This is a genomic window from Blastocatellia bacterium (genome assembly GCA_035573895.1).
Taxonomy (GTDB): domain Bacteria; phylum Acidobacteriota; class Blastocatellia; order HR10; family HR10; genus DATLZR01.
Map to the genome: position 1 here is coordinate 1 of DATLZR010000101.1, position 12997 is coordinate 12997.

9 protein-coding genes are annotated in these 12997 nt (G+C 60.3%); 3 read left to right on the forward strand and 6 right to left on the reverse strand.

Annotation, left to right across the window (positions count from 1 at the left end; genetic code table 11):
- Positions 1-26: 26 nt before the first annotated feature.
- From VNM72_09800 to VNM72_09825, 6 genes are all read right to left on the reverse strand, one after another.
- On the reverse strand, positions 27-2351 hold the full coding sequence (locus tag VNM72_09800) for a nitric-oxide reductase large subunit (protein HXF05696.1): 2325 nt from the start codon (positions 2349-2351) through the stop codon (positions 27-29).
- Positions 2352-2410: 59 nt separating this feature from the next.
- Entirely contained in the window at positions 2411-2944 is a 534-nt protein-coding gene (locus VNM72_09805; protein HXF05697.1) for a hemerythrin domain-containing protein, read from the reverse strand.
- Between the two features lie 133 nt (positions 2945-3077).
- Positions 3078-3875 carry a Crp/Fnr family transcriptional regulator gene (locus VNM72_09810; protein HXF05698.1) on the reverse strand — a complete coding sequence of 266 codons (798 nt, stop codon included), beginning with the start codon at positions 3873-3875 and terminating at the stop codon, positions 3078-3080.
- Between the two features lie 98 nt (positions 3876-3973).
- On the reverse strand, positions 3974-6547 hold the full coding sequence (locus VNM72_09815) for a serine hydrolase (protein ID HXF05699.1): 2574 nt from the start codon (positions 6545-6547) through the stop codon (positions 3974-3976).
- A 130-nt stretch (positions 6548-6677) separates the two neighbouring features.
- The gene (locus tag VNM72_09820; protein ID HXF05700.1) at positions 6678-8198 is read right to left on the reverse strand and encodes a serine hydrolase; all 1521 of its coding nucleotides are present in this window, start codon (positions 8196-8198) and stop codon (positions 6678-6680) included.
- A 59-nt stretch (positions 8199-8257) separates the two neighbouring features.
- A complete protein-coding gene (locus tag VNM72_09825; GenBank protein HXF05701.1) occupies positions 8258-9331 on the reverse strand; it encodes a MurR/RpiR family transcriptional regulator in 1074 nt (357 codons plus the stop codon).
- A gap of 459 nt (positions 9332-9790) precedes the next feature.
- Between VNM72_09825 and VNM72_09830 the strand changes: the two genes are divergently transcribed.
- The 3 genes from VNM72_09830 to VNM72_09840 form a co-directional block, all read left to right on the forward strand.
- The gene (locus VNM72_09830) at positions 9791-11716 is read left to right on the forward strand and encodes an FAD-dependent oxidoreductase (GenBank protein HXF05702.1); all 1926 of its coding nucleotides are present in this window, start codon (positions 9791-9793) and stop codon (positions 11714-11716) included.
- Complete coding sequence (locus VNM72_09835) at positions 11691-12248, forward strand: ubiquinol-cytochrome c reductase iron-sulfur subunit (GenBank protein ID HXF05703.1); 558 nt, start codon at positions 11691-11693, stop codon at positions 12246-12248. The genes VNM72_09830 and VNM72_09835 overlap by 26 nt, the downstream gene beginning before the upstream one ends.
- A 61-nt stretch (positions 12249-12309) precedes the next feature.
- Positions 12310-12997 (forward strand): cytochrome b N-terminal domain-containing protein (locus VNM72_09840; GenBank protein ID HXF05704.1); only part of this gene is annotated, 688 nt, incomplete at its 3' end.

Below are 12997 nucleotides of genomic sequence, written 5' to 3' on the forward strand. Positions count from 1 at the left end.
CGAACCGCTTCCCCGATGACCCGCGTTTATGATCGAGTCGCCGGTTGGTACGGGGGATGAGGGATGGCCGCACCGACCGCTGGCGCGCGCCGGACCGTCCGATAGACCAGGAATGTGGCCATGAGAACCGGGATGACGCCCGCCACAATGAAGATGAGATCCGCCGGCAGCCGGAGCCATTCGATCAGGCGCATGATCGGCTGATTGAGAAACGCCGGGCTGCGGGCGTGCCAGTAACCGTTCTCCAGCACATCGAGAAGCTGCAGCACGCCTCCCGGGAAGAGGTTCAGCAGCACCATCAGCGCCAGTCCCACATTCAATCCCCAGAACGAAAGCCGGATGTATTTTTCCGGGCGCACCCACTCATCGTCGGTCACGACCTGACGAAGCGAGAAAGTGAGAAGCGCCATCGCCAACATTCCAAAGACCCCCATCATCGCGGCATGACCGTGATTCGGCGTCAGGATCGTGCCGACTTCAAAATAGCTCACGATGGGCAAATTGATGAGGAAGCCGAAGACACCGGCGCCGACGAAGTTCCAGAAGCCGACGGCCATGAGGAAGTAAAACGTCCATTTGTGCGGCACCGACACCGATTGGCCGCAAACGTCGCAACGGCCTCGCGTCAGCTTGATGAAGTCCCAGGCATCGAGCGTCAACAGCGTCAACGGAACGACCTCCATCGCCGAAAAGATCGCTCCCAGAGCCATGGTGATGTGTGTTTGCCCTGTCCAGTACCAATGATGGCCCGTGCCGATGATGCCGCTGCCCAGGTAGAGAATGGCATCGAGGTAGACCACGCGCGTCGCCGTCAGATGAGTGACGATGCCAAGTTTGTAAAAAATCATCGCTACCATCACCGTCACGAACAACTCAAAGAAGCCTTCAACCCACAGGTGAATGATCCAGAACCGCCAGGTATCCACGATCGTGTAATGGCTCGTGGAGGTGAAAAACATCGCCGGAAGGTAAAAAAGCGGAATAGCCGTTGCCGCATAGAGGAAGAGCGAGGAGATTTCTCGCTGCTCGACATCCTCGCGGGCCGGTCTCACGGCGCGAAAGAGAAGGACCAACCACATCACGAGGCCGACGGCGAGCAACACCTGCCACGCGCGACCGAGATCGAGATACTCCCAGCCCTGATGTCCCAGCCAGAACCAGAGATCACCCAGCCTGCGATTGATGCCGAGGTACTCGCCCAGCAGACTGCCGCCAGCCACGATCAACAACGCGATGAACAGGAGATTCACGCCCCGCGCCTGGCCGCCCGGTTCGCGTCCACCGATGGCCGGAGCGAGAAAGAGCCCTCCGGCTATGTAAGCGGTCGCAATCCAGAAAATGGCCAGTTGCAGGTGCCACGTCCGCATGATATTGCTCGGGAAGAGGCGCGAGAGATCAATCCCGTAAAAGCTTCCCGGATCGGCCCGATAATGCGCCGTCGCGCCGCCGACGAGCACCTGAGCGAGAAAGAGCAGCGCGACGACGACGAAGTACTTGATCACGGCGCGTTGACTTTCAGTCGTCTGCCCCGGCAGAATGCGCGGGTGAACGTGGTCGCTCGCTCCCTTCCATCCCAAGTAGTCGAACTTTCCGAAGGCAAAGAGGACCGCCGCGATCCCCGCGAGAAGTGCGATCAAACTCAACGCGCTCCAGAGCACCGCACCACTTGTGGGCGTATTGCCCACCAGCGGATCGTAGGGGAAGTTGTTCGTGTAAGAATATGATCGCCCGGGACGACGCGCCACCGATGCCCAGGCCGTCCAGGCGAAGAACGCCGTCAGTTGTTCGATCTCCCGGGGATCGCTGATGAGTTTGGGAGCGAGCCCCCCGCTGCGCGTCGGCTGGGAGAAGTAATTAGTCCAGCGCGCCACCTGAGTGCGAAAGGAAGCGACTTCGGCTTCAGTCCACCTCAACGTGCGCGTTTTCGGATCGTAGCGATTCTCCTTGAGAAGCTGTTCGACCTCCGCCGTGATGTGACTTCGTTCGGACGAGTTCAACTCATCCCATGCGCGCCCGTATCTCTCATGGGCGAGCCTCTGGCGGACATCCACGGCAAGCGCATGGAGGTACTCGGCGGAAAAATCGGGGCCGAGATAAGCCCCGTGCCCCCAGATGCTGCCGTTTTCCATCAGCCCGTACTTGAGGAAGACCTGCTGACCCGCCCGAATATCATCGCCCGTGACAATAGTTTCGCCTGTCGGTCCCACGACCCGGTCGGGAATGGGCGGCGCGTCACTATAGCTTTTGACGGCCAGCCAGATCAGAACCGTAAATCCACCAACGAGGATGAGAATCACCGCATGTCGCCACCAAGGTGAAAGGGTTGCGGCCGATTGGTGTTGGCCTGTCATAGCTCATCACCTCCCTTGCCACAGATTTGCGCTGATGTCATTGCTTCCGTGAGAATCGGTCAACTCCGTGGCTCTTTTTTTGAGGGCGAGAGGTCCCAGGGATCGAAGAGGATGGCGCGGGAGCGCGGCTCGCGAGCGTCGCCGATGATGCCCCGAAGCCCCTGCCCGACGGTCTGCTTCACTGCCTCATCGGCCAGACTCTCATAGAGCGGAAACAGCTCGTCCTCCTCGCGCCGGATGTGTTTCTCCAGACGATCAGCGAATTCGCCGAGGAGCCTCCGCCGCTCATCGTCGGATGCGTCCCCCATCTGCTCAACGAGATGGCGCAAAAGGCGGTGTTCGCCGCGAAGCTCTCCGGTGAGCGCCGTCCACTGCGGGATCTCCCTGAAAGCCGGAAACAGGACGTCCTCTTCGGCGCGAAAATGGTCCTGTAAATCGCCCGTGAAAAACGCCTGAACGTCGGAGACGCGACGAGCCACCCACTCCGCCGAACGCTCGGAGCGCGCTAATCCTCGACGGAGCTTCAGGCTGAGAAGCAATCCGTACTGATGCTCGCGCGAGAGCGGGATGATGCTCTCATCTCGACGTGCCACGGTCGGTCCCTCCGCCAGGGCGAATGTGACCCCTTAGCCCTCATTATCCTTCTGAGAGCGCCAGTATAAGCCGGGCTCATTCCGCTCGGTATGACAAAAGTCACACGGGCGATCCGAGCGAGAAGAGGGCGGATCACTCCAATTCGGCCTCGTCGCGAAGGCGCGGAAGATCGAGGATGACGACCGTTCGATCCCGTACGGAGATGAGCTTCTGTTCCTGGAAACGCGCGAGCGTTCGAGAAACGAGTTCGCGGACCGTCCCGATTTGCGCCGCCAGTTCTTGATGCGTCAGATCGAGAGGGAACTGAATGCCTTCGGGCGTTGTTCGTCCTTCCTGGGCCGCCTTTTCCAGGAGGAACCGGGCTAGCCGCTGCCCGACTTCGAGAAACGCCAACCCCTCGACGAGGCGAACGAGCCGGCGGAATCGCCCCGCAAGGGACCGGATGAGCGCGAGCGCCAGATCGGGATGTTGACGACAGAGGCGATGAAAATCCGCTCTGGGGATTAAGAGCAGTGTGGAATCCTCGACCGCCATTGCCGATGCCGGATATGGCCCTTCGTCGAGCACCGGCAGTTCGGCGACGGAATTCCCCGGTCGCTCAATGGTGAGCACCTGCTCGCGTCCGCCAAGCGACGTTTTGAAGATCTTCACCGCTCCTGAATGAACGACGTAGAGCCCCGGGCAGGGATCGCCTTCGAGGAACACAATCTCGCCCTTGTTGTAGTGCTTCACCATGGAGGCTTCGGCGAGCGCCTGAAGCTCTGGCTCGCTCAACCGGGAGAGAAAGGGCACTTTCCGGAGCGTGGCAATCCGCATGGCCTTGTCCAGATGCGCGTGCACGCCGTGATTATAGACGACCTGGAGGGTGGCTTCGAGCCGGCCAATGGCCTCTCCTCCCAGGGGAGCGGACGTGACAACCAACCGAATCAAAGCAGTGTGCAGATGAGTTTACCCCGCGAGCGTCCACATCGTGCGGGCGCAGGTACGCAAGAAGCGTGCGCTCGCGGAGTACGGGTGATTGAAAATCGCTATAGGTACCCCCGTTGCGCTGGGGAATGCCGAGCCGGCTTGCTGCCGGTGAGGCTGCGAACATTATGTGCTTTCCCCGACGCGAAAACCCTATTGGGGTTTGGCACGACGAAGACGACAGATGATGGACGGAGGCGGGCGCTCCCCCAAGATTCGGAATTTCTCCGGTATTCCCTCGATTGGCGACCTGATTCCGCGTCCGATCCCCTGCGGAGATTCTGGCGTGGGATTTGGTCGAAGGGGAGATTCAAGATGGGATAGGCCTCCCAATCCTTATAGTCGTAATGCCACCATTCGGCAGGATAGACGGTGAATCCCTCGGCTTCCATCGCCTCGCGCAACTTCTCTCGATACCACCGCTCCAGCGATGTTCCTCCGGGATAATCGGCATACGAGCGATCGGACATCTCGTCGTAGACGCCGGGCATGCGCACGGCACGTCCCGTTCGCCGATCATAGAGCGTCAAGTCAACGGCGCAGCCTCGATTATGGCGCGATCCCGTCGCCGGATCGGCCACGAAAATCCTCTTGTCAGGAGGCGTCGCGTCCCAGAAGATCCTGGTCACGTACCAGGGACGATAGGCATCGTGAATGAGAAGGCCGAATCCCTCGGCCTTCAGTTTGCGATGAGCACGCACGAGGGCTTCAGCAGCGGGCCGCTGGAGAAAGGCTCGGGCTTCGGCATAAACCGGCGTGCTCAGGAAATTGTTGGTCGTGGCATAGCGAATGTCGAGTTTGAGCGTCGGATCAAGCTCGATGAGTTCCACAAGATCGGGCTCTCGCGTCGCCCCGCGGGCAGCGGGCGGCGTCGCGGCTAGTGCTTCTTGTCGCAATTGCTCCACCGGCTTCACCGGCGTGATGCGAAAGACATTGCCTTCGTCGGGACCAACGGCGCGTCGTTTGAAGACGACGCCTTCAAGGCTGACGGCAACGGCGCGTCCGCGCCCGTCGCGCGTGAACGTTAATTTCTCGCCGTCATAGAGGCCTTGAGGAGGGAATTGAAAGACATCGGGACGCCGTTGCCGCAGCGGATAGAAAAAGAACCATTCGATGAGGGCATAAAGCTGCCCGTCCTTCTCCAAAATGTAGAGGACATCATGGTCCCATCCGTATTCGCCGATGAGTCCGCGCCAGGGGGCATGAACCGGAGCCGGTCGCGTCGCCAACACTCGCCTGTACTTCTGCCCGTTGATGAGGAGGCCATCGGCGCTCGGCTCGATCGTGATTCCGAAGGCATGTCGGTCATCCACGATTAATTCCCCGCCCCTTTGCCGGATTCTCACGCGGAACCCGCCGATGAAGGCGTAAAGCTCGCCGCCTCGTTGGATCACATCAACAATCTCCCTCCCCCGGCGGTAGCGCCCGCGCAACCGTTCGGCTCTCTCCGGCAAAACAGGCGAGGTGGTCGTGAGAGCCGGGAGCGGACGATTCTCCCGCAGCGCCAGCATTATTCGCAAAGCAGCGTCGGCAATGCGTCCCACCACGGTGTTGGAGAAATCTTTCGTCGTCGCCACCACGACTCCGAGCTTGTGGTCGGGCAAAGCCGCCAGTTCGGTGGCGAACCCGTAGATCGCTCCACCGTGGCCGACGCGCCGATGCCCATCTAACTGCGAGAGAGCAAAGCCGATGCCGAACCCCGACCGTTCCCCCGGTCGAGCGAATTGCGGAGTCCACATCTCTTCCAACGTCTGTGGCCGAAGGATGCCACGACCTCCCGCAAACAAGGCGCTGAGAAATCGCGCCAGATCCACCACGGTTGAGTACATGCTGCCGGCAGGAGCCGTTCCGAGTTCGAACGTGGGAGCCTGGAAGACGCGCCCGTGATAGGTCCACATGTATCCCTTAGCCAGATCTCGAATCACGGCCGGCTCCGGCTCGAAGGAGCTTTTGCTCAAACCGAGCGGTTGCAACACAGCTCGTTTGACATAGCGGGCAAAGGGCTCTCCCGAAAGCCGCTCCAGCACAGCACCGACAACGGCGATCCCCGCATTTGAATATTTCGTCTTCGCGCCCGGCGGATAGATCAATTCAGTCTCGTTCAAACTGGCGACGGTCTCCCTGAGCGTCGGTTGTGTCGGATCGAAGTAATGCCCGACGGGCGGCTCGCGCACCAGGCCGGCACGATGCGACATCAACTGACGCAGCGTGACGGGCTTCCCGAAGGGATTCTTCGGGCGGAAATCGGGAAGATAGGCGGTGATCGGCGCATCGAGAGAGAGCGTGCCCTGCTCCACCCACTGCATGATGGCGATGTCGGTAAAGAGCTTCGATACGGACCCCACCCGGTAGACGGTCTCCGGTGTTGCCGGGGTTTTGCTGTCGGGATCGGCATAGCCGAATCCGCGAGTCCACACCAGACGCTGATCATCCACGACGGCGATGGAGAGCGCCGGGAGTTCTTTGTCGGCCATCTCTTGCCGGATGAACGGCTCAAGGACGGCTGTAAATGTGGCGCTCTCGTCGGAGCGAAGCGCGTCACCCGACGCCTTCGAGCCAAGGCTCAATGCCGTCGCCCCCCACAGACCGAGAAGTAAGAGAACGACAAAAGATTGGAGCCCTCGATTTTTCGCCATCGTTTATTCCGTCCGAGATGAAGAAGGGCGGACCGGATCTTTCAGCCCGCCGGTCATGGCGTGGATAACCCCTCACGGCAGAGCGGCGTCCTTACCGGCTCGCGGCGGGAGGGCAGCTCATCGGCTGTCATTACCGCGAGGACGGTCTGACCCTCTTGAAATCAACACCGAGCACGCGCATTGTTGCTACTTCGCCGGAGGCATCCAGAGTGAAGACCACCTGTTCGTTGTCCAGCGGCGAATCGCCGCGAAGGGTGAACGTATCGTAATGGAAATGCTCCAGCGGGAGTTTGAACGTGCTCCAGCGAAAGACGAGGGTTGAGCCCTCCAGCGTCACCGTCGCCTGACCGTATGCAGGGTCCTCATACGTGCCGGCGTAGGCGGCCAGCTCCCGGGACGGTTTCGTACCCTTGTGGCGCTTTTCCTCGCGTTCTTTGAGACGGGCTTTCTGCTCGGCTTCCTGCTTGGCGACCTGCTGGAGGATGTAGGCGTTCCAATCTTTCTTGGGCAGGCCGAGCAGATAATCCACCAGCGTGTTGGAGAGGGCTTCGGGCATCTGCGTCCCTCCGAGATTGGCCAGAATGACCAGGCCGAGTTTCGCCTCCGGCACGAGCACGACGCGAGCCCGGAACCCGTCAATGGCTCCGCCGTGACTGACCAGATAATGACCGCGATAATCCTGAAGCACCCACCCCATGCCGTAGCACATCAGGTGCGTATCGGGGTTCATCGCTCGAGTCGTGCCTTCCAGCCGCATCACCATCTGCGGCGTCTTCGTCTCGGCCAAAGCCGCAGCCGAGATGAGTCGCTTCCCCTCGAAGGTTCCGTCGCCGAGCTGGAACCGAATCCACTGGCTCATATCGCGGGCGCTGGCATTGACCGAACCGGCCGGGCCGATATTGTCAATGTTTCGCCAGGGGATCGGCTCCACGATGCCCTCTCGATTCTTGCGATGGGGTGTCGCATGATCGGGCGATTTCTCGGCCACCGTCGTGCTGAAGTTGGCCGTCTTCATCCCCAGGGGATCGAAGATCCGCTTTTGCACAAAATCCTCCCAGGTGGTCCCGGCGGCCACGCCGACGGCATAGCCCGCTGTGAGAAACATGATGTTCTGGTACTGATAGACGGAACGGAACGAGCGGGTCAGTTTCACAGCTCCGATTTTGCGGATGATTTCCTCTCGACTCCAGGGCGAGCCGTACCAGAGCAGGTCATGCCGGCTGAGACCGGTGCGATGCGTCACCAGATCGCGCAGAGTCACGTTGTCATCGGCCAGCGGATCGGAAAGGCGGAAGAACTCCACATAGCGACGGACCGGATCGTCCCAGGCCATTTTGCCTTCGTCCACGAGCATGGCCATGGCCGTTGCCGTCATCGCTTTGGTGGTCGAACCGATGGCGAAGAGGGTATCGGGTGTGACCGGTTCGGTGCTACCGACTCTCTTCACACCATGCCCCTTGAGATAGATCACCTCATCGCCTTTGACGATGGCCACCGACGCGCCCGGAACCCCAAAGGCCTTGAGCGCATCCTGCACCATGGAATCAATCGTTGCTGGATCAAAGGACTGCGCGCGGGCCCACACGGGCAGCGCCAAAGACACCATCACAGCAACAGATAAAAGGACAGCCCATGAGCGTTTTCTCATCATCTCCAACCTCCTTTCAGGATCGGGATGAGCATGTCTCGTTGAGATGGCGGTCGCCGCAATCATCCACCGCTTGGGGATCGAGGACTGCGCCGTCTCGGCTCATGATACCAGCGGGAGCCGGTACGATATTCTTCCTCGGTCTGTCGCAGGCGCGCGAGCGTCCGTCGAGGCTTGATATGAGCGCAGGCCACCAGGATCGCGTTGAGCAGCCCCATCGGAGCAACGTAGGATCCCGTGAAGAGCGAACTGGTAATCGGCGCAAGGAGATAGTCATCGGCATAGCGGGCGAGCGGCGTCGTGTCACTGTCGGTAATCGCAAACGTCGGCACGCCGCGCTCGCGCGCCAACTGAACGGCTTCGACCGTCACGCGCAAACAGCGACCGAAACTGACGGCGATGACGAGATCCTTCGATCCGAGCAGGCGAATTTTGTGATGCAAATGACCTTCGCTGCCGATGAGTGCCTCGGCATCGAATCCGAGCGGCATTAACCCGTAGGCGAGGAAGGACGCCAGCGATGCCGCCAGATCCACTCCCACGATGGCAATGCGTCGGGCTCGGTGAATCCGTTCGGCCAGAGCATTGAGTTTGTCTACGTCGAGCCAGCTCCGCAGCGTCGCCAGGTTCTTCTGATCCTGCTCGAGGCTGACCCGGATATGCTCGGCCAGACTGCGCTGCTCGCGGGCCGCTGCCTGCATGATTCGATACGGTGTGATGCGCTCGACGAAGTGCCGTCGCAGGTCGCGGGCAAAATCGGCGAAATGGCGATAGCCGAGCGCCTGCGTCGTTCGCACGATCGTGGCGGCATCCACGTTATATCGCCGGGCGAGTTCCCGCGACGAGAGATAGAATGTCTCATGGGAGGCCTCGAGGATGGATTGAATGAGTTGCCGACGGCGCTCGCTCAGCCGCGTCCGCGCCCGCTCAAACCGGATCTCCAGAAGCGTCGGCTCCGGCCACGAAGTCGTCCCCTCCCCCGATGTCGGGGGTATATCGGGCGAGGCCGCATTCATCGAGGGACGCAGCAGGCGCGACCGTTCGGAGGCATCGGCTTTCCGACTCTCGTGTCGGTCGGTGACCCTGGAGGAAGGCGACGCAAATGGTCGTGGTGTCCGCATGGAACGCGCCAGCATAGCAGAAGCCTCCATCCGATGCAACGGGTCCTCCCATTTTTCTCAGTTCTGCGCAACAGCTATTGCATAATGCCGTCTCCGGCAAATCCTGGCGTCTTCCGGATTCAAAACACACCGGAGGCCACGAGGCGCCGATTTTAGCGCCCGCATCACACTTGCTCATGCTTGTCTCTTTACCGCCTGCCCGGACAAACCTGAAAAGCTCACCCGACCTCTTGAAAATGGCACGGCGATGAACTTTGTGGCAGCTTAAGGCTGACGGTTTCGGGCGAGGGTCCTGACCAGGGCGTGGGGGAATTCACCCACCTGCCTGTGAGATTTCTCCCACACCGCTGAAGTTTCTCCCACCGCTGAAATGTCGAATTTCCTTGACGATGCCACAAGAGGCTCGCACTTGCACCCATCTGGAACGGCTCTTGCTACAGGCTCGGATGTCAACGTCGGGTGAACGTGGGAACAATGAGCGAGAGAGGGAGATTCACGATTCGCGTGCCGGACATCGAGTTCTGGAAGGAAATGATCCCCTGTCAGGCCGCCTGCCCCGTGGGCACTGATGCGGGAAAGTATGTCCAACTGATCGCCGAGGGTCGGTATGAAGAGGCCTATCTAATCGCTCGCTCGCCCAATCCCTTTGCTTCCGTGTGCGGACGGATTTGCGCGGCTCCCTGCGAAGATCAGTGTCGGCGGGGCCGCCTCGATGCACCGGTCAGCATTCGAGCGCTCAAGCGATTTGTTTGCGAACGGTATGGCGTGGAGTCGCTGTCCCCCGATACGCAGGACAAACTTTTTGAGGGAGAGACCGAGTCGGGCAATAAGACGCGCTGGCATCTGCCGATCCTCACCGCTTCCCGAAAAAACGTGGCCCGCGGCCAACGGGTCGCCGTCATCGGAGCCGGACCGGCGGGTCTGTCCTGCGCTCATGATCTGGCTTTGATGGGCTATCGGGTGACGATTTTTGAAGCCAGCGACACACCGGGCGGAATGATGTTTCATGGCATTCCGGAATTTCGCCTGGCCCGGTCCATCATCGAAAAAGAGATCGCCAAGGTGATTCAGCTCGGCGTCGAGATTCGGTTCAATACCCCGTTGACGCCCTCCTTCGGCCTGAGGCACCTCAAGGAGCTGGGATACCAGGCGATCTTCCTCAGCGTGGGGGTGCAAAAGGGGCGCGAGCTGGCCATCGAAGGATCGCATCTGGATGGAATCATCAAGGCGATTGACTACCTGATCAATATCAACAACGGCTATCGGGTGAACCTGGGCAAGCGGGTGCTGGTCATCGGCGGCGGATTTGTGGCCTTTGATGCCGCGCGGATGGCCCTTCGCGCCGGATTGGAGGAAGCGGGCGAAAGCATCGGCAGCGGAGAGATGAAGACGGCTCTGGATGCCGCACGGGCGGCTCTCCGCGCCGGAGCCGTCGAGGTGCATATGGCGAGCCTGGAATCGTTCGAGGAAATGCCGGTGATGCGAACCACCCAGGGCCGAGAAGAATTTGAAGAAGCGCGACGAGAAGGAATCATCTTCCATCCCCAGCGGGGAGCCCGCCGATTCCTCGGTGATGGACGGGTACGTGCCGTCGAATTCATCGGCGTGCGTCGCACCTACGATGAAGATGGGCGCTTCAATCCGCAATATGATCCGAGCATTAGCGAGACTCTCGAAGCCGATTCGGTCATTCTCGCTATCGGACAGCAGGCCGATCTTTCTTTCCTCACTCCGGAGGATGGCATTCAACTGACGCCGCAGGGGACGATCGCCGTTGACCCGCAGACGCTGGCGACATCTGCGCCGGGAGTTTTTGCCGGCGGTGATGTGGCCTTCGGTCCGCGAAATCTCATCGAGGCGGTGGCCAATGGCAAACGCGCGGCGCTCTCCATTGACGAGTATCTCCGGGGCGTTCATCCCGCGCCCAGAATCCGGCTTTCGGTGGAGAAAATTCCCACGCGACGATACCGAATGGCCGAAGGATACGACACCGCGTCCCGACAACCTCCTCCGACTGTTGATCTGCATCGGCGCACCGGCATCTCCGAGGTCGAACTGGGCTATGACGAACAGCAGGCCCGGCGTCAGGCCGAACGCTGCCTGTACTGCCACATTCAAACCATCTATGATCCCGAAAAATGCATCCTCTGCAATCGCTGCGTGGATGTGTGCCCGGAGTACTGCCTGAAACTCGTGCCGTTTGAGGATCTCGATCTCTCACCGGAGGAGCGGGCGACACTGCGCGAGCACTATGGTTACGGCGACGATCTCGCACCGCTGTCGGCCATGATCAAGGACGATGAGAAATGCATCCGCTGTGGTTTGTGCGCCATTCGATGTCCCACCGATGCGATGACGATGGAGGTGTTTGTCTATGAAGAAACTGAAGCTGTTGCCTGAGCGAGAGGCGTCCTCTGCGGCTCACGAGCGAGGTCCGAGGACAACACGACGATCGTTCCTCACGCGCTGGGGATTGGGGGCGACGCTGGTGGCGCTGGCTGGTCACGCCTATGCGCTGCTGCGAGCACTGGTCCCCAATGTGCTCTATGAACCCCCGCGACGCCTCAAAGTCGGCTCCCCCGATCGCTTCCCCGAGGGAACGACGTTTCTCGAAGAGCATCGCCTGTTCATTGTACGGGAGCGAAATACGTTCTACGCCATTTCGGCGGCCTGCACGCACCTGGGGTGCACGGTCAAACTCGTCGCACTCAATCAACCGAAGAAGGTCACCATTCGAGGGCAGACCGTCGAGGAGCGACGAGAATTCCACTGCCCGTGTCATGGATCGAAATACCACGGCGATGGCACGAACTACGCGGGACCGGCCCCCCGGCCGCTTGACTGGTATAAGCTCGAAGTTGCGCCCGAGGACGGCCAGCTCGTGGTCTCTCTGTCGGAGAGGGTCAATCAAGACTTCCGCCTCACGGTCTAGACCGATTGTGACTCGGACGCTGCCCCGGGGCGGAATGTCTGAGTGAACGCGAAGGAGTTCGATGATGGCACGGAAACAATCACTGTGGCACCGGCTCACCTGGACCTGGCAGCCGCGCAGCGAGCGGGAGTCGAGCGATGCTGTGGTGAGAAATTTGCTCCTCCACTGGTTTCCCGCCAGGGTGACGGAACAAAGCCTGAGCTTTCGCTATTCGCTCTGGTTGGGGACGATCTCGGCCGTGCTGTTTTTGATCCTGGTTGTCACCGGCGTGATCCTGATGTTTCTCTACGTTCCTTCGGTCGAGCGAGCCTACTCCTCGGTCAAAGACATTGAGTATGCCGTCTCCTTTGGATGGTTCATTCGCGGGCTGCACCGGATTGCCGCCCATCTGATGGTCGCCGCGGTCTTCTTTCACATGGTTCGGGTGTTTCTCACCGGGGCCTACAAGAACGGAATCGGTGCCGAGCAAAATCGCCCGTTGAACTGGCTCATCGGGATCGCACTGCTTCTTTTGACGCTGCTTCTGTCGTTCACCGGCTATTTGCTGCCCTGGGATCAACTGGCCTACTGGGCAATTACCGTCGGCACCAACATCGCACGAGCTGCGCCGATTGTGGGTGAGGGGATCCGCTTTATGCTTCTTGGCGGCCATGAGATTGATCAAAACGCATTGTTGCGTTTTTACGTGTTGCACTGCTTTGTCCTGCCGGCGGCGGTGGTGCTCCTGTTCTCCTGGCACATGTGGCGGG